Here is a 22,275-nt window from a genome sequence, read left to right as displayed (position 1 = left end):
GATATGGGCGAGGAACTGCTGCTGGCGTCCAAGTGGGACGTCGGCTTCGACGTGGTGCGTTTTCTCTGGGTGGGGTTCTTCAGCAGCCTGCCCGCGTGGGCGCGGTACACCGTGCTCGCGCTGTTCGGCGCGACCCTGGTGTACGGCTTCGTCTCCTGGCTGCGGAACCGTTCCGGCTCCGCCACGGAGGCCGAGGAGACCGCTCCGGAGGCCGCCCCGGAGACCGCTTCCGAGTCCGCGGCGGACGCTCCGGACACCCAGGAGACCGTCCGAGGCGGTGAGACCCGCGTCCGATAGCTGGACCGGAGGCCGGGCGACCGGCCCGGACGTGGGAGGATCGGACACGGCGGGCCAGGGCCGCGCACCCGGCCGCGCCGTCGCAGTGCCCAGGCGCGAGCATGAGGAGCATCGTTGAGCAGGTTGCGTTGGCTGACCGCTGGGGAATCCCACGGACCCGCGCTGGTCGCGACGCTGGAGGGTCTTCCCGCCGGCGTCCCCGTCACCACCGAGCTGGTGGCAGACCACCTCGCGCGGCGGCGACTCGGCTATGGGCGCGGCGCCCGGATGAAGTTCGAGCAGGACGAGATCACCTTCCTCGGCGGCGTCCGCCACGGACTCTCCCTCGGCTCCCCGATCGCCGTCATGGTCGGCAACACCGAGTGGCCCAAGTGGGAGACGGTCATGTCGGCCGACCCGGTCGACCCGTCCCTGCTCAAGGAGACGGGCCGCAACGCGCCCCTGACCCGGCCGCGGCCCGGCCACGCGGACCTCGCCGGCATGCAGAAGTACGGCTTCGACGAGGCCCGCCCGATCCTGGAGCGCGCCAGCGCCCGGGAGACCGCGGCCCGGGTCGCCCTCGGCGCCGTCGCCCGCTCCTTCATCAAGGAGGCCGCGGGCATCGAGATCGTGTCGCACGTCGTCGAGCTGGCCGCCGCCAAGGCGCCGTACGGCGTCTACCCGACCCCCGCCGACGTCGAGCGGCTCGACGCCGACCCGGTCCGCTGCCTCGACGCCGACGCGTCGAAGGCGATGGTCGCCGAGATCGACCAGGCCCACAAGGACGGCGACACCCTCGGCGGAGTCGTGGAGGTCCTCGCGTACGGCGTGCCCGTCGGTCTCGGCTCGCACGTCCACTGGGACCGGCGCCTCGACGCCCGGCTCGCCGCCGCCCTCATGGGCATCCAGGCCATCAAGGGCGTCGAGGTCGGCGACGGCTTCGACCTCGCCCGCGTGCCCGGCTCGAAGGCGCACGACGAGATCGTCCGCACCGAGGACGGCATCAAGCGCACCTCCGGCCGCGCCGGCGGCACCGAGGGCGGTCTGACCACCGGCGAGCTGCTGCGCGTCCGCGCCGCGATGAAGCCGATCGCGACCGTCCCGCGCGCCCTCGCCACGATCGACGTCGTCACCGGCGAGGCCACGGCCGCCCACCACCAGCGCTCCGACGTGTGCGCCGTCCCCGCCGCCGGCATCGTCGCCGAGGCCATGGTCGCGCTCGTCCTCGCGGACGCCGTCGTCGAGAAGTTCGGCGGCGACAGCGTCCCGGAGACCCGCCGCAACGTGCAGTCGTACCTCGACAACCTGCGCATCCGGTGACCGCCGGACCGCTGGTCGTCCTCGTCGGGCCCATGGGGTCCGGCAAGTCCACGGTGGGCGCGCTCCTGGCCGAACGGCTCGGCGCGCCCTACCGGGACACCGACGCCGACATCGTCGCCGCCGAGGGCCGGGAGATCTCCGACATCTTCGTCGAGGACGGCGAGGAGCACTTCCGCGCCCTGGAGCGGGCCGCGGTCGCCACGGCCGTCGCCGATCACGAGGGCGTCCTCGCCCTCGGCGGCGGCGCGATCCTCGACGAGGGCACCCGCGGCCTGCTCGCCGGGCTGCCCGTCGCGTACCTCTCGATGGACGTCGAGGAAGCGGTCCGCCGTGTCGGCCTCAACACCGCGCGGCCACTGCTCGCCGTCAACCCGCGCCGCCAGTGGCGCGAGCTGATGGACGCGCGCCGCCACCTCTACACCGAAGTCGCACGAGTGGTCGTCACCACCGACGACCGCACCCCCGAAGAGGTCGCGGACGCGGTCCTCTCGGCACTGGATCTGAAGAAGGACGCATGACGACGGACCAGGAAACGACCCGTATCCAGGTCGCGGGCAGCGCGGGCACCGAGCCGTACGAGGTGCTGGTCGGCCGGCAGCTGCTCGGCGAGCTCCCCGCCCTGATCGGCCCGCGGGCCAAGCGGATCGCCGTGATCCACCCCGAGGCGCTCGCCGACACCGGCGAGGCCCTCCGCGCGGACCTCGCCGACCAGGGCTACGAGGCCGTTGCCATCCAGGTGCCGAACGCGGAGGAGGCGAAGACCGCCGAGGTCGCCGCCTACTGCTGGAAGGCGCTGGGCCAGACCGGCTTCACCCGGACCGACGTCATCGTCGGCGTCGGCGGCGGCGCGACCACCGACCTCGCGGGCTTCGTCGCCGCGACCTGGCTGCGCGGCGTGCGCTGGATCGCCGTACCGACCACGGTCCTCGCCATGGTCGACGCGGCCGTCGGCGGCAAGACGGGCATCAACACCGCCGAGGGCAAGAACCTCGTCGGCGCCTTCCACCCGCCGGCGGGCGTCATCTGCGACCTCGCCGCGCTCGACTCGCTGCCGGTGCACGACTACGTCAGCGGTCTCGCCGAGATCATCAAGGCCGGCTTCATCGCCGACCCCGTGATCCTCGACCTCGTCGAGGAGGACCCGGAGGCGGCCCGTACGCCCGCGGGCCCGCACACCGCCGAGCTCATCGTCCGGTCGATCCAGGTCAAGGCGGACGTGGTCTCCGGCGACCTCAAGGAGTCCGGCCGCCGCGAGATCCTCAACTACGGCCACACGCTGGCCCACGCCATCGAGAAGAACGAGCGGTACAAGTGGCGGCACGGCGCCGCCGTCTCCGTCGGCATGGTGTTCGCCGCCGAGCTCGGCCGGCTCGCCGGCCGGCTCGACGACGCCACCGCAGACCGGCACCGCGCGGTCCTGGAGTCCGTCGGCCTGCCGCTCACCTACCGCGGCGACCAGTGGCCCAAGCTCCTGGAGACGATGAAGGTGGACAAGAAGTCCCGTGGCGACCTGCTGCGCTTCATCGTCCTCGACGGGCTCGGCAAGCCGGCCGTCCTGGAAGGCCCCGACCCGGCCGTGCTGTTCGCGGCCTACGGTGAGGTGGCGGTGTGACCGACCCCCGACCCGTACTGGTGCTGAACGGCCCGAACCTCGGGCGGCTCGGCTCCCGAGAGCCCGACATCTACGGCGCCACCTCGTACAAGGGGCTCGTGGAGTCCTGCCGGGCCCTGGGCGCGGAGCTGGGCTTCGACGTCGAGGTCCGGGAGACCAACGACGAGGGCGAGATGATCCGCTGGCTCCACGAGGCGGCGGACGGTTCGGTCCCGGTGGTGCTCAATCCGGGGGCGTTCACCCACTACTCGTACGGGATGCGGGACGCGGCCGCGCAGCGGACGGCCCCGCTGATCGAGGTGCACATCTCGAACCCGTACACCCGTGAGGAGTTCCGCCACACCTCGGTCGTCGCCGCGGTGGCGACCGGGACGGTGGCCGGCTTCGGGATCGGCTCCTACCGGCTGGCGCTGCGGGCGCTCGCCGAGGAACTGACCGACGGCTGACCGGACGGCGAGCGGGGCGGGGGCGGGCCGGGCACTCCGGGTCCGCCCCGGCCGTTCCCCCTGTGGGGGGCAGGGGCGGTAACGTTCCGGCGTCCCTGATACATCAGTCAGTCGTACGAGACGGAGTGGCACCGGATGCAGCACGCAGTGGGGGGCCCGCTGCCACCGCCCGAGCAGTCGCCGGGCCAGGCGCCCGGCACCGGACCCGTGACAGGAGCCGCGCCTGGGCCCGTCCTGGGGCCGGTCTCCGGACAGGCTCCCGGAGCTCCCATGACTCCCGGTCAGGCGCCCACGGCCCCCATGGCTTCCATAGCGCACATGGCTCCCCTGGCTCCCGGGCAGGCCCCGGGGGCCGTCCCGGGACCGCCGGCAGGCGGCGCGCAGGGAGGGCACCCGCCCCTCCCGTCCGCGCCTCCTCCGAGCGGCCCGTACCCCGCGCCGAACGCCGGTTCCCGGCTCGGCGTGCACCCGACCCTCCAGTCGGGCGCTCCCCGGCCGCAGCAGCATCCCTCGCCGCCCCCGCACGCCGCTCCGGCCGCCCCGGGCCCCGGCGGACCGGGCTGGGGCACCCCCGGAGCCGTACCGCAGCCCCCGGCCGCCCCGCAGCATCCGACGGTCCCGAACCACTCGGCCGGGGCGCCGCTCCGCGCGGACCTCACCGGCCACGTCCCGCTGCCGCCCGTGGGCGCGCCCGTCGCGCCGCCCGTGGAGCACGGCGGAGGGACAGGGGCGGCGACCCTCGCCGTTCTGCTCATCGGCCCCGCGGGCGCCGGCAAGACGACGGTCGCCCGGCACTGGGCCCAGCGCCGCCGCGTGCCCACCGCGCACATCAGCCTCGACGACGTACGCGAGTGGGTGTGCTCCGGCTTCGCCGACCCGCAGTCCGGCTGGAACGAGAACTCCGAGGCGCAGTACCGGCTCGCCCGCCGCACCTGCGGGTTCGCCGCCCGGAACTTCCTCGCCAACGGCATCTCCTGCATCGTCGACGACGCGGTCTTCCCCGACCGGCCCGTCGTCGGCCTCGGCGGCTGGAAGCGGCACGTCGGCCCCGGCCTGCTGCCCGTCGTGCTCCTGCCGGGCCTGGAGATCGTCCTGGAGCGCAACGCCGAGCGCAGCGGCAACCGGCGCCTCTCGGACGAGGAGGTCGCCGCCATCCACGGCCGGATGGCCGGCTGGTACGGCTCCGGCCTGCCGATCATCGACAACTCCACGTACGACGTCGAGACCACCGCGCGCGTCCTCGACGACGTCCTCGCCCGCGCGATAGCGAGCCCGCCGGCCTGGTGACCCGATGCGGGGCTGATGCGGATCCGCCTCCGGCCCGGGACCGCCCCGGCCGGACCCCGGCCCGGAACCGGTTCCGGCCTCGGGCCGGCGGCCTAGGCCTTGGCCCGGGACCGACCCCGCCCGGACCCCCGGCCCGGGACTGCTCCGGCCTCGGGCCGGACCTGCCGAGGCCTCGGCCCGGGACCGACCCCGCCCGGACCCCCGGCCCGGGACCGGTTCCGGCACTGGACCGCCCCGGTTCGGGAGCGCCTCCGGTATCGCCCCGCCCGGCCCGCCGCCGACCGTCCCCGGAACCGACCGTGACGGGCGTCCGCACGGTCGGCCGCTCAGAACAGGCCACCTCGCCGAGCTCCTCGTAGGCTCGGAGCATGTCAGAGGTGTATGCGGACCGCCGTGTACGGCTGCGCGATCGGTGCGCGGCCGCGGGCAGCCCGGCGGCCCTGGTCTCCCGCCCTGCCAACGTCCGCTATCTCGCGGGCGGTTCGCCCGCCGGGGCCGTCCTGCTCATCGGCCCCGAGCCGGACGCGGACGTCCTGCTCTGCCCCGTACCGCCCGGCGGCGAGCCGGCCGACGGGCGGCTCGACGAGCTGCTCCGGCAGCAGGTCCTGCCCGCCGGCGGGGGCGATCCTGCGGTCGCGGCCGTCGACCTCGCGCGCCGGGCGGGCGCCGACGCGCTCGCCGTCGAGGAGCACGACCTGACCGTGGCCCGGCACCGCGCCATGGGCTCCGTCGCGCCCGGTCTCCACCTCGCGGACCTCGCCTGCGCCGTGGAACAGCTCAGGATCGTCAAGGACGAGGACGAGATCGCCAGCCTGCGGATCGCCGCCGAGATCGCCGACCAGGCCCTCGGTGAGCTCCTGGAGTCGATCCTGGTGGGGCGGACCGAGCGCCACCTCGCCCTGGAGCTGGAGCGGCGGCTCGTCGACCACGGCGCCGACGGGGCAGCCTTCCCGACCTCGGTGGCGACCGGGCCGCACTCCGGGCGCCGTCGGCACCGGCCCACCGACCGTCGCGTCGAGGAGGGTGATTTCCTCTCCGTCTGCCTCGGCGCCGACTACCGCGGCTACCGCTGCGAGATCGGTCGTACCTTCGTCATCGGAACGGCGCCCGCCGACTGGCAGATCGAGCTGTACGAGCTCGTCTTCGCCGCTCAGCGGGCGGGACGCGAGTCCCTCGCACCGGGCGCCGAGTACCGCGACGTGGACCGGGCGGCCCGTCAGATCCTGGACTCCGGAGGCCACGCGGAGGCCGCCGTGCCGCTCACCGGGCACGGGGTGGGGCTCGAAATCGACGAGGACCCGCAGCTCTCACCCTCGGCCATGGGTAAACTGGACGCTTGTGTGCCGGTCACCGTCGAACCGGGGGTCCACCTCCCGGGCCGGGGCGGGGTCCGGATCGATGACACGCTCGTCGTGCGCCAGGAGGCGGACGGCGGACCCGAGCTACTCACCATCACGACCAAGGAGCTGCTCGCGCTGTAGCGGCGCGTACGCCTCCACGGTCCCACGTCAGTCCAGAGTCCAGGAGATTCCGCAACCGTGGCTTCCACGAACGACCTCAAGAACGGCATGGTGCTCAAGCTCGAAGGCGGCCAGCTCTGGTCCGTCGTCGAGTTCCAGCACGTCAAGCCCGGCAAGGGCCCGGCCTTCGTGCGCACCAAGCTCAAGAACGTGCTGTCCGGCAAGGTCGTCGACAAGACGTTCAACGCCGGCGTCAAGGTCGAGACGGCCACCATCGACCGCCGCGACATGCAGTTCTCCTACATGGACGGCGACTACTTCGTCTTCATGGACGAGGAGACCTACGACCAGCTGCACGTCGACCGCAAGTCGGTGGGCGATGCCGCCAACTTCCTGATCGAGGGCTTCACCGCCTCGGTCGCCCAGCACGAGGGCTCGGTGCTCTACGTCGAGCTCCCCGCCGCCGTCGTGCTGACGATCAAGCACACCGACCCGGGCGTCCAGGGCGACCGCTCCACCGGCGGCACCAAGCCCGCCGAGCTGGAGACCGGCCACGAGATCCAGGTCCCGCTCTTCATCACCACCGGTGAGAAGGTCAAGGTCGACACCCGCACCAGCGACTACCTCGGCCGGGTGAACAGCTAACCGTGGCTGCTCGGAGCAAGGCCCGCAAGCGGGCCTTCCAGATCCTCTTCGAGGCCGACCAGCGCGGCGCCTCCGTCCAGGAGGTCCTCGCGGACCAGGTCCGGCTCGCGCGGTCCGACGACCGTCAGCCGCCGGTCAGCGACTTCACCATGCAGCTGGTCGAGGGCTACGCGACGCAGGTCGCGCGCATCGACGAGCTCATCCACACCTACGCGGTGGACTGGGACCTCGACCGGATGCCGGTCGCCGACCGGAACATCGTGCGCCTCGGTGCGTACGAGCTGATCTGGGAGGACGGCACGCCGGACGCGGTCGCGATCGACGAGGCGGTGCAGCTCGCCAAGGAGTTCTCGACCGACGAGTCCCCGAACTTCGTGAACGGTCTGCTGGCGCGCTTCAAGGACCTGAAGCCGCGCCTGCGCCGCGACGCGGACGTCTGAGTCCGCAGGACGGCCAGGACGGCCAGGACGGCCAGGAACGGCCAGGACGGCCAGGACGTCACCAGGTACGCCGAAGGGGCCCGCAGCCGGCGCTGCGGGCCCCTTCGGCATGTCCGGGACCCCTCGGGCACCAGCCCGGGCCCGGAGGGCCTGAGCGGCCCGTACAGGGCGGGGAAAGCACCGGGCCCGTGGACGTCGAATGACGTCCACGGGCCCGGCGGTACGTTTCTGCTGTTGCCTCGGAAGGGCAGCGGGTCAGTTCTCCTCGTGGGCGACCGCGCGGCGCGCGTCCGCGTCGAGGACGCCCCAGCTGATCAGCTGCTCGGTGAGGACCGAGGGGGACTGGTCGTAGATGACGGCAAGCGTGCGCAGGTCGTCCTGGCGGATCGACAGCACCTTGCCGTTGTAGTCGCCGCGCTGCGACTGGATCGTCGCCGCGTAGCGCTGGAGGGGGCCGGCCTTCTCCTGGGGGACGTGCGCGAGCCGCTCCAGGTCGAGGACCAGCTTCGGCGGCGGCTCGGCGGCCCCGCCCGGGGTCGTGCCCGGCAGGAGCTCCTGCACCGGCACCCCGTAGAAGTCGGCCAGCTCGGCGAGACGCTGCACGGTCACCGCGCGGTCACCACGCTCGTACGAGCCGACCACCACGGCCTTCCAGCGGCCCTGGGACTTCTCCTCCACCCCGTGGAGGGAAAGACCCTGCTGGGTGCGGATGGCACGGAGTTTGGCCCCGAGCTGCTTTGCGTATTCGCTGGACATAACGCTCCCGGACGCTGTGACGACATGCGGCTGCGCCGCGCGGCTGGTAACTCACTGTGAGGTTACGCAGCGTTACTCTTTCCCGTCAAGCCGAAAGGTCCGTACCGCCCCCTCCCGGGGGACGTCGCCCGGGGTGGCGGCGGGGGCGTCGGAAGCGGGACGGCATGCCCCTGGTAGTGTTGACCGCGCAAATCCGACGTCCTTTAAGAGCCGTCCCGTGAGGCGGAGAAGGAGGTCCGTTTCCCATGGACGCTCAGCAGTACAGCGATGACGCCCGGCCCGTGCTCGAGGCCCCGGACATCGCGCGGGTCCTGACCCGCATCGCCCACGAGATCGTCGAACGCGCCAAGGGCGCCGACGACGTGGTCCTCCTCGGCATCCCCACCCGCGGTGTCTACCTCGCCCGCCGGCTCGCCGAGAAGCTCGAATCGATCACCGGCACCAAGATCCCGGTCGGTTCCCTCGACATCACGATGTACCGGGACGACCTGCGCCTGAAGCCGGCCCGCGCCATCGGCCGCACCGAGATCCCCGGTGACGGCATCGACGGCCGCCTCGTCGTCCTCGTCGACGACGTGCTCTTCTCCGGCCGCACCATCCGCGCCGCCCTCGACGCCCTCGGCGACATCGGCCGCCCGCGCGCCGTCCAGCTCGCCGTCCTCGTCGACCGCGGCCACCGCGAGCTTCCGATCCGCGCCGACTACGTCGGCAAGAACCTCCCCACGTCGCTGCGGGAGACGGTCAAGGTCCAGCTCTCCGAGGAAGACGGTCGCGACACCGTCCTGCTCGGTACCCGGACCACCTCCTAACCGGACCGGCTCCCCCGCGGGGCAGGGGTACACCCCTGCGCTCCCGCATGCCCGCACGCCTCCCCACCACGGAGAGAAACCCCGATGATGCGTCACCTCATCTCGGCCGCCGACCTCACCCGCGACGACGCCGTCCTGATCCTCGACACCGCCGAGGAGATGGCCCGGGTGGCCGACAGGCCCATCAAGAAGCTGCCCACCCTGCGCGGCCGGACCATCTGCAACCTGTTCTTCGAGGACTCCACCCGGACCCGGATCTCCTTCGAGGCCGCCGAGAAGCGCCTCTCCGCCGACGTGATCAACTTCGCGGCCAAGGGCTCCAGCGTCTCCAAGGGCGAGTCCCTCAAGGACACCGCGCAGACCCTGGAGGCCATGGGCGTCGACGCGGTCGTCATCCGGCACGGCGCCTCCGGTGCCCCCTACCGCCTCGCCACCTCCGGCTGGATCGACGCCCCCGTCGTCAACGCCGGCGACGGCACCCACCAGCACCCCACCCAGGCCCTCCTGGACGCCTTCACCATGCGCCGCCGGCTCGTTGGCCGCGACGAGGGCCTCGGCAAAGACCTGAACGGCCGGCGCATCACGCTCGTCGGCGACGTCCTGCACAGCCGGGTCGCCCGCTCCAACGTCGACCTGCTGCACACCCTCGGCGCCGAGGTCACCCTGGTGGCCCCGCCGACCCTCGTCCCCGTCGGCGTCGAGACCTGGCCCTGCGAGATCTCGTACGACCTCGACAGCGTGCTGCCGAAGTCCGACGCGGTGATGATGCTTCGTGTGCAGCGAGAGCGGATGAACGCCGCCTTCTTCCCCACCGAGCGCGAGTACTCCCGCCGGTACGGGCTCGACGGCGACCGGATGGCGCGGATGCCCGAGCACGCCATCGTCATGCACCCCGGGCCCATGGTCCGCGGCATGGAGATCACCGCCGAGGTCGCGGACTCCGACCGCTGCACCGTGATCGAGCAGGTCGCCAACGGCGTCTCCATCCGGATGGCCGTCCTCTACCTGCTGCTCGGCGGCAACGACTCCGCCGCCACCGCCCCCAGCACCACCCGCACCGAGGAGAGCAAGTAATCATGAGCAAGATCCTTATCCGTGGTGCGCAGGTGCTCGGTGGCGAGGTCCAGGACGTCCTGATCGACGGCGAGACCATCGCGGCCACCGCCCGGCAGGGCGAAATCGACTGGAGTGGAACCGGCCTGTCCGCCGAGGGCGCGACGGTGATCGAGGCCGAGGGCCAGATCCTGCTGCCCGGCCTGGTCGACCTCCACACCCACCTGCGCGAGCCCGGCCGCGAGGACTCCGAGACCGTCCTCACCGGCACCCGTGCCGCCGCCTCCGGCGGCTACACCGCCGTCTTCGCCATGGCCAACACCCACCCGGTCGCCGACACCGCCGGCGTCGTCGAGCAGGTCTGGCGCCTCGGCAAGCAGTCCGGCTACTGCGACGTCCAGCCCATCGGCGCCGTCACCGTCGGCCTGGAGGGCAAGAAGCTCGCCGAGCTCGGCGCCATGAACGACTCCGCCGCCGGCGTCACCGTCTTCTCCGACGACGGCAAGTGCGTCGACGACGCCGTGATCATGCGCCGCGCCCTGGAGTACGTGAAGGCCTTCGGCGGCGTCGTCGCCCAGCACGCCCAGGAGCCGCGCCTCACCGAGGGTGCCCAGATGAACGAGGGCATCGTCTCCGCGGAGCTCGGCCTCGGCGGCTGGCCGGCCGTGGCCGAGGAGTCGATCATCGCCCGCGACGTCCTCCTCGCCGAGCACGTCGGCTCCCGCGTCCACATCTGCCACCTCTCCACCGCCGGCTCCGTCGAGATCGTCCGCTGGGCCAAGTCCCGCGGCATCGACGTCACCGCCGAGGTCACCCCGCACCACCTCCTCCTCACGGACGAGCTGGTCCGCTCGTACAACCCCGTCTACAAGGTCAACCCGCCGCTGCGCACCGAGAAGGACGTCCTCGCGCTGCGCGAGGCGCTGGCCGACGGCACGATCGACATCGTCGCCACCGACCACGCCCCGCACCCGCACGAGGACAAGGACTGCGAGTGGGCCGCCGCCGCCATGGGCATGGTCGGCCTGGAGACCGCCCTCTCCGTCGTCCAGCAGACGATGGTCGAGACCGGCCTCCTCGACTGGGCCGGCGTCGCCGACCGGATGTCCTTCGCCCCGGCCCGCATCGGACGGGCCACCGGCCACGGACGACCCGTCTCGGCTGGTGAGCCCGCGAACCTGACGCTGCTCGATCCGGCATACCGTGGTGTCGTGGACCCCGCGGGCTTCGCCTCCCGCAGCCGCAACACCCCCTACGAGGGCCGTGAGCTGCCGGGACGCGTCACCCACACCATCCTGCGGGGCCGGGCAACGGTCGTGGACGGGAAGCTGGCGTGACACCACTCATCGCAATCGCCGCAGAGGCTGCGGATCAGAAGTCGGCGGAAGTGACCGACTGGGCCGGACGGATCGGCTGGGTCGCCGGACTGCTGCTCTTCGTCGTCCTCGTCTACTGGCTGATGCGCCAGGGCTGGAAGTGGCGCGGCAGCCTCCAGTCGGACCTGCCCGAGCTGGCCACCGCGCCGGAGGCTCCCGGTGCGGCGACACTGACTCTCAGCGGGCGCTACCACGGGTCCACGACCGCCGGGCAGTGGCTCGACCGGATCGTCGCCCACGGCCTCGGCACCCGCAGCCGCGTCGAGCTGACGCTCACGGACGCCGGAATCGCGGTCGTGCGCCCCGGTGCGAACGACTTCTTCATCCCGGCGGAGGCCCTGCGCGAGGCCCGCCTCGACAAGGGCATCGCGGGCAAGGTCCTCGCCGAGGGCGGCCTGCTGATCGTCACCTGGGCCCACGGCGAGAAGCTGCTCGACTCCGGCTTCCGCTCCGACCGGGCGGCCGAGCACACCGCCTGGGTCGAGGCCCTCAACTCCATGAACCACACCACCACGACGGAAGGCATCGCACGATGACGACCTCCATCCAGGGAGTCGCCTCTCAGAGGCAGAAGGCTGCTCCCGCCGTACTCGTCCTGGAGGACGGCCGCATCTTCCGCGGCCGCGCCTACGGGGCCGTGGGGGAGACCTTCGGCGAGGCCGTGTTCTCCACCGGCATGACCGGCTACCAGGAGACCCTCACCGACCCGTCGTACCACCGCCAGGTCGTCGTCATGACCGCCCCGCACGTCGGCAACACCGGCGTCAACGACGAGGACCCCGAGTCCGGCCGCATCTGGGTCTCCGGCTACGTCGTCCGCGACCCCGCCCGCGTCTCCTCCAACTGGCGCGCCCAGCGCTCGCTGGACGAGGAGCTGGAGCGCCAGGGCGTCGTCGGCATCTCCGGCATCGACACCCGCGCCCTCACCCGCCACCTGCGCGAGCGCGGCGCCATGCGCGTCGGCATCTTCTCCGGCGAGGCCTGGACCGGCGTCCGCGACGAGGCCCTCCTCGCCAAGGTGCAGGAGCAGCCCCAGATGAAGGGCGCGAACCTCTCCGCAGAGGTCGCCACCAAGGAGACGTACGTCGTCCCCGCGATCGGCACGAAGAAGTTCACCGTCGCCGCCGTCGACCTCGGCATCAAGGGCATGACGCCCCACCGGATGGCCGAGCGCGGCATCGAGGTCCACGTGCTGCCCGCCACCGCCACCGCCGAGGACATCTACGCGGTGAACCCGGACGGCGTCTTCTTTTCCAACGGCCCGGGCGACCCGGCCACCGCCGACGGCCCCGTCGCCGTCATGCGCGCCGTCCTGGAGCGCAAGACCCCGCTCTTCGGCATCTGCTTCGGCAACCAGATCCTCGGTCGCGCCCTCGGCTTCGGCACCTACAAGCTGAAGTACGGCCACCGCGGCATCAACCAGCCGGTCCAGGACCGCACCACCGGCAAGGTCGAGGTCACCGCGCACAACCACGGCTTCGCCGTCGACGCGCCTCTCGACAAGATCTCCGACACCCCCTTCGGGCGCGCCGAGGTCTCCCACGTGTGCCTGAACGACGACGTGGTGGAAGGCCTCCAGCTGCTCGACCAGCCGGCCTTCTCCGTCCAGTACCACCCCGAGGCGGCCGCGGGTCCGCACGACGCCGCGTACCTCTTCGACCGCTTCGTAGACCTCATGGAGGCCGAGCGTGCCTAAGCGCACCGACATCCAGTCCGTCCTGGTCATCGGCTCCGGCCCGATCGTCATCGGACAGGCCGCCGAGTTCGACTACTCCGGCACCCAGGCCTGCCGGATCCTCAAGGCCGAGGGCCTGCGGGTCATCCTGGTCAACTCCAACCCGGCCACGATCATGACCGACCCGGAGATCGCCGACGCCACGTACGTCGAGCCGATCACCCCCGAGTTCGTCGAGAAGATCATCGCCAAGGAGCGCCCCGACGCCCTCCTGCCCACCCTGGGCGGCCAGACCGCGCTCAACACCGCGATCTCCATGCACGAGCAGGGCGTCCTGGAGAAGTACGGCGTCGAGCTCATCGGTGCCAACGTCGAGGCCATCAACAAGGGCGAGGACCGCGACCTCTTCAAGGGCGTCGTCGAGGCCGTCAAGGCCAAGATCGGCTACGGCGAGTCCGCCCGCTCGGTCATCTGCCACTCGATGGACGACGTGATCAAGGGCGTCGAGACGCTCGGCGGCTACCCCGTCGTCGTCCGCCCGTCCTTCACCATGGGCGGCGCCGGTTCCGGCTTCGCCCACGACGAGGACGAGCTGCGCCGCATTGCCGGCCAGGGCCTCACGCTCTCCCCGACCACCGAGGTGCTCCTGGAGGAGTCCATCCTCGGCTGGAAGGAGTACGAGCTGGAGCTGATGCGCGACAAGAACGACAACGTCGTGGTCGTCTGCTCCATCGAGAACTTCGACCCGATGGGCGTCCACACCGGTGACTCGATCACCGTCGCCCCGGCGATGACGCTCACCGACCGCGAGTACCAGCGGCTCCGCGACATCGGCATCGCGATCATCCGCGAGGTCGGCGTCGACACCGGCGGCTGCAACATCCAGTTCGCGATCGACCCGGTCGACGGCCGGATCATCGTCATCGAGATGAACCCGCGCGTCTCCCGTTCCTCGGCGCTCGCCTCCAAGGCGACCGGCTTCCCGATCGCCAAGATCGCGGCCCGTCTCGCCGTCGGCTACACGCTGGACGAGATCCCGAACGACATCACGGAGAAGACCCCGGCGTCCTTCGAGCCCTCGCTCGACTACGTCGTCGTCAAGGCCCCGCGCTTCGCCTTCGAGAAGTTCCCGCAGGCCGACTCCACCCTCACCACGACCATGAAGTCGGTCGGCGAGGCCATGGCCATCGGCCGCAACTTCACCGAGGCGCTCCAGAAGGCCCTGCGCTCCCTGGAGAAGAAGGGCTCGCAGTTCACCTTCGTCGGCGAGCCCGGTGACAAGGCCGAGCTGCTGCGCGAGGCGGTCCGCCCGACCGACGGCCGCATCAACACGGTCATGCAGGCGATCCGCGCCGGCGCCACCCCGGAGGAGGTCTTCGACGCCACGAAGATCGACCCGTGGTTCGTCGACCAGCTCTTCCTGATCAAGGAGATCGCCGACGAGCTGGCCGCCGCCGAGAAGCTGGAGCCCGAGCTCCTCGCCGAGGCCAAGCGCCACGGCTTCTCCGACGCCCAGATCGCCGAGATCCGCGGCCTGCGCGAGGACGTCGTCCGCGAGGTCCGGCACGCCCTCGGCGTCCGCCCGGTCTACAAGACGGTCGACACCTGCGCCGCCGAGTTCGCCGCCAAGACCCCGTACTTCTACTCCTCGTACGACGAGGAGAGCGAGGTCGCGCCGCGCACCAAGCCCGCCGTGATCATCCTCGGCTCCGGCCCGAACCGCATCGGCCAGGGCATCGAGTTCGACTACTCCTGCGTCCACGCCTCCTTCGCGCTCAGCGACGCGGGCTACGAGACCGTGATGGTCAACTGCAACCCGGAGACCGTCTCGACGGACTACGACACCTCCGACCGCCTGTACTTCGAGCCGCTGACGCTGGAAGACGTGCTGGAGATCGTCCACGCCGAGACGCTGGCCGGCCCCGTCGCCGGTGTCGTCGTCCAGCTCGGCGGCCAGACCCCGCTGGGTCTGTCGCAGGCGCTCAAGGACAACGGCGTGCCGGTCGTCGGCACCTCCCCGGAGGCCATCCACGCCGCCGAGGACCGCGGAGCCTTCGGCCAGGTCCTCGCCGAGGCCGGCCTCCCCGCCCCGAAGCACGGCACCGCGACCACCTTCGCCGGCGCCAAGGCCATCGCCGACGAGATCGGCTACCCCGTCCTCGTGCGCCCGTCGTACGTGCTCGGCGGCCGCGGCATGGAGATCGTCTACGACGAGACCCGCCTGGAGTCGTACATCGCGGAGTCCACCGAGATCAGCCCCACCCGGCCGGTCCTGGTCGACCGCTTCCTCGACGACGCCATCGAGATCGACGTCGACGCCCTCTACGACGGCCACGAGCTCTACCTCGGCGGCGTCATGGAGCACATCGAGGAGGCCGGCATCCACTCCGGCGACTCGGCCTGCGCCCTGCCCCCGATCACCCTCGGCGGCTTCGACATCAAGCGCCTGCGCATCTCCACCGAGGCGATCGCCAAGGGCGTCGGCGTCCGCGGCCTGATCAACATCCAGTTCGCGATGGCGGGTGACATCCTCTACGTCCTGGAGGCCAACCCGCGCGCCTCCCGGACCGTCCCCTTCACCTCGAAGGCGACCGCCGTCCCGCTCGCGAAGGCCGCCGCCCGCATCTCGCTCGGCGCCACCATCGCCGAGCTGCGCGAGGAGGGCCTGCTGCCGAAGAACGGCGACGGCGGCACCCTGCCGATCGACGCGCCGATCTCCGTCAAGGAGGCCGTCATGCCGTGGTCGCGCTTCCGCGACATCCACGGCCGTGGCGTCGACACCGTCCTCGGCCCGGAGATGCGCTCCACCGGCGAGGTCATGGGCATCGACGCGGTCTTCGGCACGGCCTACGCCAAGTCGCAGGCCGGCGCCTACGGCCCGCTTCCCACCAAGGGCCGCGCCTTCATCTCCGTCGCCAACCGCGACAAGCGCTCGATGATCTTCCCGGCGCGCGAGCTCGTCGCCCACGGCTTCGAGCTGATGGCCACCTCGGGCACCGCGGAGGTCCTCAAGCGCAACGGCATCAACGCCACCGTCGTGCGCAAGCTCAGCGAGGGCGAGGGCCCGAACGGCGAGAAGACCATCGTCCAGCTGATCCACGACGGCCAGGTCGACCTGATCGTCAACACCCCGTACGGCACCGGCGGCCGCCTCGACGGCTACGAGATCCGTACGGCCGCGGTGGCGCGCAGCGTCCCGTGCCTCACCACGGTCCAGGCGCTCGCCGCGGCCGTCCAGGGCATCGAGGCGCTGGGCCACGGCGACGTCGGCGTCCGCTCGCTCCAGGAACACGCGGAGCACCTGACCGCGGCCCGCGACTAGCAGCCCGTACGAACGAGGGGGACACCGGAGACACCGCGGTGTCCCCCTCTTCATGAGCACACCTGGACCTCCCGCATGTACAAGTTCTTCTTCCAGCTCGTCTTCAAGCGCATGGACCCGGAGAAGGCCCACTACCTGGCCTTCCGCTGGATCCGCTTCGCCGCCCGCGTCCCCGTCCTGCGGACCTTCGTCGCCGCCGTCCTCGCGCCCCGGTACAAGGAGCTGCGCACCGAGGCCCTGGGCCTGCGGATGCACGGCCCCTTCGGCCTCGCCGCCGGCTTCGACAAGAACGCCGTCGCCATCGACGGCATGGCCATGCTCGGCTTCGACCACGTCGAGATCGGCACGGTCACCGGCGAGGCCCAGCCCGGCAACCCCAAGAAGCGCCTCTTCCGGCTGGTCCCGGACCGCGCCCTGATCAACCGCATGGGCTTCAACAACGAGGGCTCCGCCGCCGTCGCCGACCGCCTCCACGCGCGCGTGCCGGTCTTCAGGACCGTCGTCGGCGTGAACATCGGCAAGACCAAGGTCGTCCCGGAGGCCGAGGCCGCCGCCGACTACGTGAAGTCGACCGAGCGCCTCGCCGCGCACGCCGACTACCTGGTCGTGAACGTCTCCTCGCCGAACACCCCCGGCCTGCGCAACCTCCAGGCCACCGAGTCCCTCCGCCCGCTGCTCACGGCGGTACGGGAAGCGGCCGACCGCGCGGTCACCGGCCGCCGCGTCCCGCTCCTCGTCAAGATCGCCCCCGACCTCGCCGACGAGGACGTCGACGCGGTCGCGGACCTCGCCCTGGAGCTCGGCCTCGACGGCATCATCGCCACCAACACCACCATCGCCCGCGAGGGACTCGGCCTGAAGTCCGACCCCGCGCTGATCAAGGAGACCGGCGGCCTCTCCGGAGCACCCGTCAAGGAGCGCTCCCTGGCCGTCCTGCGCCGCCTGCACGCGCGCGTGGGCGACAAGCTCGTCCTCGTGGGCGTCGGCGGCATCGAGAACGCCGAGGACGCCTGGCAGCGCATCCTCGCCGGAGCCACCCTGATCCAGGGGTACAGCGCCTTCATCTACGAGGGCCCGTTCTACGCCCGCGCGATCCACAAGGGCCTCGCCGCGCGCCTCGCCGCCTCGCCGTACGCCACCCTCGCCGAAGCCGTCGGCGCCGACTCCCGTACCGCCCGAAAGGCCGCCAAGTGACGCTCTCCTTCGGTACCCGCCTGCGCTCCGCCATGGACGAGCGCGGCCCGCTCTGCGTCGGCATCGACCCGCACGCCGCCCTGCTCGACTCCTGGGGCCTGACCGACGACATCGCCGGCCTGGAGCGCTTCACCTTCACGGTCGTCGAGGCGCTCGCCGGCACCGTCGCCGTCTTCAAGCCGCAGGCCGCCTTCTTCGAGCGCTTCGGCTCGCGCGGCGTCGCCGTCCTGGAGCGCGCCGTCGCCGACCTGCGCACCGCGGGCGCCCTGGTCGTCATGGACGCCAAGCGCGGGGACATCGGCTCCACGATGGCCGCGTACGCGGAGGCCTTCCTGCGCAAGGACTCCCCGCTCTTCTCGGACGCCCTGACGGTCTCCCCGTACCTCGGCTACGGCTCCCTGAAGCCGGCCGTCGACCTGGCCCGGGAGTCCGGCGCCGGGCTCTTCGTCCTGGCGCTCACCTCGAACCCGGAGGGCTCCGAGGTCCAGCGGGCCGTCCGCGAGGACGGCCGCACCATCGGCGCGACCATGCTGGCGCACCTTGCCGAGGAGAACGCGGGGGAGGACCCGATGGGCTCCTTCGGCGCGGTCGTCGGCGCCACCCTCGGCGACCTGTCCTCCTTCGACCTCGACATCAACGGGCCGCTCCTCGCCCCCGGCATCGGCGCCCAGGGCGCGACACCTGCCGACCTCCCCGCCGTCTTCGGCGCGGCCGTCCGCAACGTCGTCCCGAACGTCAGCCGGGGTGTTCTCCGTCACGGTCCCGACGTGTCCGCCCTGCGGGCCTCGGCGGACCGGTACGCGGACGAGATCCGCGCGGCCGTCGACGCGTGAGCCCGCTCCCACCGGCTCGCGGTCAATCCGCAGGTCGGAGCGGATCGGCCCGCTGAAACGACCCGTTGGGAGGAACCGTCTCACCGGTCGTCCGGTCACTTGACGAAAACTTGGCTCAAAACCGGGTCGTTATGCCGGAAAAGTCCTGGTCGGTCGATGCTGACCAGGACTTTTCCGCTGTTCTCGCTGACTGGAGCGGCCTCGGCCGCTAGTCTCCGGGGCAGAGCAGGCGTTCAACGGCCACTCCGTTGCACGTTGCTCCACTGGTGTGGGGCGCTGGGTTCCTCACCGGTCCGTATCCGACAGATCGACATCCGAGGTGACGTAGGCGTGGCTCTTCCGCCCCTTACCCCTGAACAGCGCGCAGCCGCGCTCGAGAAGGCCGCCGCGGCTCGCCGGGAGCGGGCCGAGGTCAAGAATCGACTCAAGCACTCCGGCGCCTCGCTCCACGAGGTCATCAAGACCGGGCAGGAGAACGACGTCATCGGCAAGATGAAGGTCTCCGCACTGCTCGAGTCCCTGCCCGGCGTGGGCAAGGTCCGCGCCAAGCAGATCATGGAGCGCCTCGGCATCTCCGAGAGCCGCCGCGTCCGTGGTCTCGGCTCCAACCAGATCGCCTCCCTGGAGCGAGAGTTCGGCAGCACCGGCGCCTGATCCGGGACGCGCGTCCCGGGCACACCGGTAAAGCTGGAATAATCGCTGCATGGCAGCAGAGGTACGTCCGCGGCTGACCGTGCTCTCCGGCCCCTCAGGGGTCGGTAAGAGCACGGTCGTCGCTCATATGCGCAAGGTTCACCCCGAGGTCTGGCTCTCGGTGTCGGCCACGACACGGAAGCCGCGCCCCGGCGAGAAGCACGGCGTCCACTATTTCTTCGTCACGGACGACGAATTCGACAAGCTGATCGCCAATGGCGAGCTCCTCGAGTGGGCCGAGTTCGCGGGCAACCGCTACGGCACGCCGAGGCGCGCGGTCCTCGACCGCCTCGACTCGGGCGAGCCCGTGCTTCTGGAGATCGACCTCCAGGGCGCCCGTCAGGTCAAGGACTCGATGCCCGAGTCCCAGCTGGTCTTCCTCGCCCCGCCGAGCTGGGAGGAGCTGGTCCGCCGGCTCACCGGCCGGGGCACGGAGTCGCCCGAGGTCATCGAGCGCCGGCTGGCGGCGGCGAAGATCGAGCTGGCCGCCGAATCCGAGTTCGACACCACGCTCGTCAACACCTCCGTCGAGGACGTCGCACGCGAGCTGCTAACGTTGATGCTGCTGTCAACTGGGGAATGACCCCCGATCTTCACAGCATGTCTGATTTTTTCTCCATCTTCGGAAGGTAGAGCGTGTCCTCTTCCATGACTGCGCCCGAGGGCATCATCAACCCGCCGATCGACGAGCTGCTCGAGGCAACCGACTCGAAGTACAGCCTCGTGATCTACGCGGCCAAGCGCGCGCGTCAGATCAACGCGTACTACTCCCAGCTCGGCGAGGGCCTGCTGGAGTACGTGGGTCCGCTCGTCGACACCCACGTCCACGAGAAGCCGCTCTCGATCGCCCTGCGGGAGATCAACGCGGGTCTGCTGACGTCCGAGGCCATCGAGGGCCCGGCGCAGTAAGCACGTAACGCTTGTCACCGAAGGCCCGGCGGAACAACCGCCGGGCCTTTGGTGTCTCATGGAGTCGTAGGCATCCGAGTGCGGGGAGTGGCAGTGGTGACGAAGCCGAAGGTCGTTCTGGGCGTCAGCGGCGGCATCGCCGCCTACAAGGCCTGCGAGCTGCTGCGCCGACTCACCGAGTCGGGCCACGACGTGCGCGTCGTGCCCACCGACTCGGCCCTCCACTTCGTCGGCGAGGCGACTTGGTCCGCGCTCTCCGGGAACCCCGTGTCGACCGAGGTGTGGGAGTCGGTCCACGAGGTGCCGCACGTGCGGATCGGCCAGGCCGCCGACCTCGTCGTCGTCGCCCCCGCCACCGCCGACATGCTCGCCAAGGCCGCCCACGGCCTCGCCGACGACCTCCTCACCAACACGCTGCTCACCGCACGCTGTCCGGTCGTCTTCGCCCCGGCGATGCACACCGAGATGTGGGAGCACCCGGCCACCCAGGAGAACGTGGCCACGCTCCGCCGCCGCGGCGCGATCGTCATCGAGCCCGCCGTCGGCCGTCTCACCGGCGTCGACACCGGCAAGGGCCGGCTGCCCGACCCCGCCGAGATCTTCGAGGTCTGCCGGAGGATCCTCGCGCGCGGCACCGCCGCCCCGGACCTCACGGGACGGCACGTCGTCGTCAGCGCGGGCGGCACCCGTGAGCCGCTCGACCCCGTCCGCTACCTGGGCAACCGCTCCTCCGGCAAGCAGGGCTACGCCCTCGCCAAGGCCGCCGCCGCGCGCGGTGCCCGGGTCACGCTCGTCGAGGCCAATACCGGCATCCCCGACCCCGCCGGGGTCGACGTCGTCCACGTCGGCACCGCCCTCCAGCTCCGCGAGGCCGTCCTCAAGGCGGCCGGTGACGCCGACGCCGTGGTGATGGCCGCCGCCGTGGCCGATTTCCGCCCGGCCGCCTACGCCTCCGGGAAGATCAAGAAGAAGGACGACGGGGGAGCGCCCACCGTCGAGCTGGTCCGCAATCCCGACATCCTCGCCGAGCTCTCCGCCGACCGCGCCCTGCCGGGCCAGATCGTCGTCGGCTTCGCCGCCGAGACCGACGACGTCCTCGCCAACGGGCGTGAGAAGCTCCGCCGCAAGGGCTGTGACCTGCTGGTCGTCAATGAGGTCGGAGAGCGCAAGACCTTCGGCTCCGAGGAGAACGAGGCCGTCGTGCTCGCCGCGGACGGCGCCGAGACCCCCGTCCCGTACGGGCCGAAGGAGGCCCTCGCCGAGACGGTCTGGGACCTCGTCCTGCCGCTGCTGCGCCCCGCTGCGACCACCGCCACCTGACGGATCCCGCCCCGCCCGGACGAGACCGATGCCGGCGCGATGTCACCCTGCGGAAGCGTGCCGCGGGGGGCCGGAAGGCGGACTCGCGGGTACGGGAAACGCCGACTCACGAGTGATTTACGCCCCACCTGCAGGAGCCCCTCCGCCGGGCCGGAGGCCGGTTCCGGTCACCCAGGACCATTCGCCAGGCGAGACACCTGGTCCATTGCCCGAGCACGACCGATAGACTGTTCGTGGAACGTCGCGGGGCGCAGCCCCCTGCCGGTCCGTATCGAGTAGCCAGCAGCCGCTGCAACCCCAGGGAGCGTTGTGTCCCGTCGTCTGTTCACCTCGGAGTCCGTCACCGAGGGTCACCCCGACAAGATCGCTGACCAGATCAGCGACACCATCCTCGACGCACTGCTGCGAGAGGACCCCACCTCGCGCGTCGCCGTCGAGACGCTGATCACCACCGGTCTCGTGCACGTCGCCGGCGAGGTGACCACCAAGGCGTGGGCCGACATCCCCACCCTCGTCCGGAACAAGATCCTGGAGATCGGGTACGACTCCTCGAAGAAGGGCTTCGACGGCGCCTCCTGCGGCGTGTCGGTGTCCATCGGGTCGCAGTCCCCGGACATCGCGCAGGGTGTGGACACCGCGTACGAGAAGCGGGTCGAGGGCGACGAGGACGAGCTCGACAAGCAGGGCGCCGGCGACCAGGGCCTGATGTTCGGCTACGCCTCGGACGAGACCCCCGAGCTGATGCCGCTGCCGATCCACATCGCGCACCGCCTCTCGCGCCGCCTCACCGAGGTCCGCAAGAACGGGACCATCCCGTACCTGCGTCCCGACGGCAAGACCCAGGTCACC

The 22,275-nt window shown here is 71.5% G+C and carries 23 protein-coding genes; 22 read left to right on the top strand and 1 reads right to left on the bottom strand.

The window, feature by feature from the left end; all coding sequences use genetic code 11:
• The first annotated feature begins 3 nt into the window (after positions 1-3).
• The 9 genes from IE124_RS31550 (at position 4) to nusB (ending at position 7,486) form a co-directional block, all read left to right on the top strand.
• On the top strand, positions 4-297 hold the full coding sequence (locus IE124_RS31550) for a hypothetical protein (protein WP_189513027.1): 294 nt from the start codon (positions 4-6) through the stop codon (positions 295-297).
• A 114-nt stretch (positions 298-411) separates the two neighbouring features.
• A complete protein-coding gene (gene aroC / locus IE124_RS31545) occupies positions 412-1,596 on the top strand; it encodes a chorismate synthase (protein WP_189513025.1) in 1,185 nt (394 codons plus the stop codon).
• A complete protein-coding gene (locus IE124_RS31540; RefSeq protein WP_189513024.1) occupies positions 1,593-2,114 on the top strand; it encodes a shikimate kinase in 522 nt (173 codons plus the stop codon). The genes aroC and IE124_RS31540 overlap by 4 nt, the downstream gene beginning before the upstream one ends.
• On the top strand, positions 2,111-3,208 hold the full coding sequence (gene aroB / locus IE124_RS31535) for a 3-dehydroquinate synthase (RefSeq protein WP_189513022.1): 1,098 nt from the start codon (positions 2,111-2,113) through the stop codon (positions 3,206-3,208). The genes IE124_RS31540 and aroB overlap by 4 nt, the downstream gene beginning before the upstream one ends.
• Positions 3,205-3,654, top strand: a complete 450-nt coding sequence (gene aroQ / locus IE124_RS31530; RefSeq protein WP_189513020.1) for a type II 3-dehydroquinate dehydratase — start codon at positions 3,205-3,207, stop codon at positions 3,652-3,654. The genes aroB and aroQ overlap by 4 nt, the downstream gene beginning before the upstream one ends.
• Before the next feature lie 318 nt (positions 3,655-3,972).
• Positions 3,973-4,941, top strand: coding sequence for an AAA family ATPase (locus IE124_RS31525; RefSeq protein ID WP_229833075.1), 969 nt, complete (start codon positions 3,973-3,975; stop codon positions 4,939-4,941).
• A gap of 368 nt (positions 4,942-5,309) precedes the next feature.
• Positions 5,310-6,422, top strand: coding sequence for an aminopeptidase P family protein (locus IE124_RS31520; protein ID WP_189513018.1), 1,113 nt, complete (start codon positions 5,310-5,312; stop codon positions 6,420-6,422).
• A 57-nt stretch (positions 6,423-6,479) separates the two neighbouring features.
• Positions 6,480-7,046, top strand: a complete 567-nt coding sequence (gene efp, locus IE124_RS31515) for an elongation factor P (protein ID WP_024758650.1) — start codon at positions 6,480-6,482, stop codon at positions 7,044-7,046.
• Positions 7,047-7,048: 2 nt separating this feature from the next.
• Positions 7,049-7,486, top strand: a complete 438-nt coding sequence (nusB, locus tag IE124_RS31510) for a transcription antitermination factor NusB (protein WP_189513016.1) — start codon at positions 7,049-7,051, stop codon at positions 7,484-7,486.
• 255 nt (positions 7,487-7,741) lie between these two features.
• Here the strand turns inward: nusB and bldD are convergent, their stop codons facing one another.
• Positions 7,742-8,242, bottom strand: coding sequence for a transcriptional regulator BldD (bldD, locus tag IE124_RS31505; RefSeq protein ID WP_015032294.1), 501 nt, complete (start codon positions 8,240-8,242; stop codon positions 7,742-7,744).
• Between the two features lie 245 nt (positions 8,243-8,487).
• Here bldD and pyrR point away from each other — a divergent pair, with 245 nt between their 5' ends.
• The 13 genes from pyrR to IE124_RS31440 form a co-directional block, all read left to right on the top strand.
• The gene (pyrR, locus tag IE124_RS31500) at positions 8,488-9,051 is read left to right on the top strand and encodes a bifunctional pyr operon transcriptional regulator/uracil phosphoribosyltransferase PyrR (protein WP_189513014.1); all 564 of its coding nucleotides are present in this window, start codon (positions 8,488-8,490) and stop codon (positions 9,049-9,051) included.
• An 84-nt stretch (positions 9,052-9,135) separates the two neighbouring features.
• Complete coding sequence (locus IE124_RS31495; RefSeq protein WP_189513012.1) at positions 9,136-10,125, top strand: aspartate carbamoyltransferase catalytic subunit; 990 nt, start codon at positions 9,136-9,138, stop codon at positions 10,123-10,125.
• Positions 10,126-10,127: 2 nt separating this feature from the next.
• Positions 10,128-11,441, top strand: coding sequence for a dihydroorotase (locus IE124_RS31490; protein ID WP_189513010.1), 1,314 nt, complete (start codon positions 10,128-10,130; stop codon positions 11,439-11,441).
• The gene (locus IE124_RS31485) at positions 11,438-12,016 is read left to right on the top strand and encodes a PH-like domain-containing protein (RefSeq protein ID WP_189513008.1); all 579 of its coding nucleotides are present in this window, start codon (positions 11,438-11,440) and stop codon (positions 12,014-12,016) included. Before IE124_RS31490 ends, IE124_RS31485 begins: the two co-directional genes overlap by 4 nt.
• Positions 12,013-13,176, top strand: coding sequence for a glutamine-hydrolyzing carbamoyl-phosphate synthase small subunit (gene carA / locus IE124_RS31480; protein WP_189513006.1), 1,164 nt, complete (start codon positions 12,013-12,015; stop codon positions 13,174-13,176). The genes IE124_RS31485 and carA overlap by 4 nt, the downstream gene beginning before the upstream one ends.
• Positions 13,169-16,477, top strand: coding sequence for a carbamoyl-phosphate synthase large subunit (carB, locus tag IE124_RS31475; RefSeq protein ID WP_189513004.1), 3,309 nt, complete (start codon positions 13,169-13,171; stop codon positions 16,475-16,477). The genes carA and carB overlap by 8 nt, the downstream gene beginning before the upstream one ends.
• 75 nt (positions 16,478-16,552) lie before the next feature.
• A complete protein-coding gene (locus IE124_RS31470) occupies positions 16,553-17,671 on the top strand; it encodes a quinone-dependent dihydroorotate dehydrogenase (RefSeq protein ID WP_189513002.1) in 1,119 nt (372 codons plus the stop codon).
• Complete coding sequence (gene pyrF / locus IE124_RS31465) at positions 17,668-18,504, top strand: orotidine-5'-phosphate decarboxylase (RefSeq protein ID WP_189513000.1); 837 nt, start codon at positions 17,668-17,670, stop codon at positions 18,502-18,504. The genes IE124_RS31470 and pyrF overlap by 4 nt, the downstream gene beginning before the upstream one ends.
• A gap of 330 nt (positions 18,505-18,834) precedes the next feature.
• Complete coding sequence (locus IE124_RS31460) at positions 18,835-19,158, top strand: integration host factor (RefSeq protein ID WP_030204477.1); 324 nt, start codon at positions 18,835-18,837, stop codon at positions 19,156-19,158.
• A gap of 49 nt (positions 19,159-19,207) precedes the next feature.
• Entirely contained in the window at positions 19,208-19,780 is a 573-nt protein-coding gene (gene gmk, locus IE124_RS31455) for a guanylate kinase (RefSeq protein WP_189512999.1), read from the top strand.
• 53 nt (positions 19,781-19,833) lie between these two features.
• Complete coding sequence (gene rpoZ / locus IE124_RS31450) at positions 19,834-20,106, top strand: DNA-directed RNA polymerase subunit omega (RefSeq protein WP_017242218.1); 273 nt, start codon at positions 19,834-19,836, stop codon at positions 20,104-20,106.
• 96 nt (positions 20,107-20,202) lie between these two features.
• Entirely contained in the window at positions 20,203-21,426 is a 1,224-nt protein-coding gene (gene coaBC / locus IE124_RS31445) for a bifunctional phosphopantothenoylcysteine decarboxylase/phosphopantothenate--cysteine ligase CoaBC (RefSeq protein ID WP_189512997.1), read from the top strand.
• A gap of 309 nt (positions 21,427-21,735) precedes the next feature.
• On the top strand, positions 21,736-22,275 hold a 540-nt coding region (locus tag IE124_RS31440), incomplete at its 3' end, for an S-adenosylmethionine synthetase N-terminal domain-containing protein (RefSeq protein WP_306432452.1).

This window comes from Streptomyces narbonensis (genome assembly GCF_014649015.1).
Taxonomy (GTDB): Bacteria; Actinomycetota; Actinomycetes; order Streptomycetales; family Streptomycetaceae; genus Streptomyces; species Streptomyces narbonensis.
Note: the sequence above shows the minus strand (reverse complement) of the source record. Positions and strands in the feature narration are given on the sequence as shown.

Bases quoted from the DNA above. Each gene is read 5' to 3' on its own strand.
- IE124_RS31550 (WP_189513027.1), top strand. From the start codon at position 4: ATGGGCGAGGAACTGCTGCTGGCGTCCAAGTGGGACGTCGGCTTCGAC.
- aroB (WP_189513022.1), top strand. From the start codon at position 2,111: ATGACGACGGACCAGGAAACGACCCGTATCCAGGTCGCGGGCAGCGCG.
- IE124_RS31525 (WP_229833075.1), top strand. From the start codon at position 3,973: ATGGCTCCCCTGGCTCCCGGGCAGGCCCCGGGGGCCGTCCCGGGACCG.
- IE124_RS31520 (WP_189513018.1), top strand. From the start codon at position 5,310: ATGTCAGAGGTGTATGCGGACCGCCGTGTACGGCTGCGCGATCGGTGC.
- bldD (WP_015032294.1), bottom strand. From the start codon at position 8,242: ATGTCCAGCGAATACGCAAAGCAGCTCGGGGCCAAACTCCGTGCCATC.
- pyrR (WP_189513014.1), top strand. From the start codon at position 8,488: ATGGACGCTCAGCAGTACAGCGATGACGCCCGGCCCGTGCTCGAGGCC.
- IE124_RS31495 (WP_189513012.1), top strand. From the start codon at position 9,136: ATGATGCGTCACCTCATCTCGGCCGCCGACCTCACCCGCGACGACGCC.
- IE124_RS31490 (WP_189513010.1), top strand. From the start codon at position 10,128: ATGAGCAAGATCCTTATCCGTGGTGCGCAGGTGCTCGGTGGCGAGGTC.
- carA (WP_189513006.1), top strand. From the start codon at position 12,013: ATGACGACCTCCATCCAGGGAGTCGCCTCTCAGAGGCAGAAGGCTGCT.
- IE124_RS31470 (WP_189513002.1), top strand. From the start codon at position 16,553: ATGTACAAGTTCTTCTTCCAGCTCGTCTTCAAGCGCATGGACCCGGAG.
- gmk (WP_189512999.1), top strand. From the start codon at position 19,208: ATGGCAGCAGAGGTACGTCCGCGGCTGACCGTGCTCTCCGGCCCCTCA.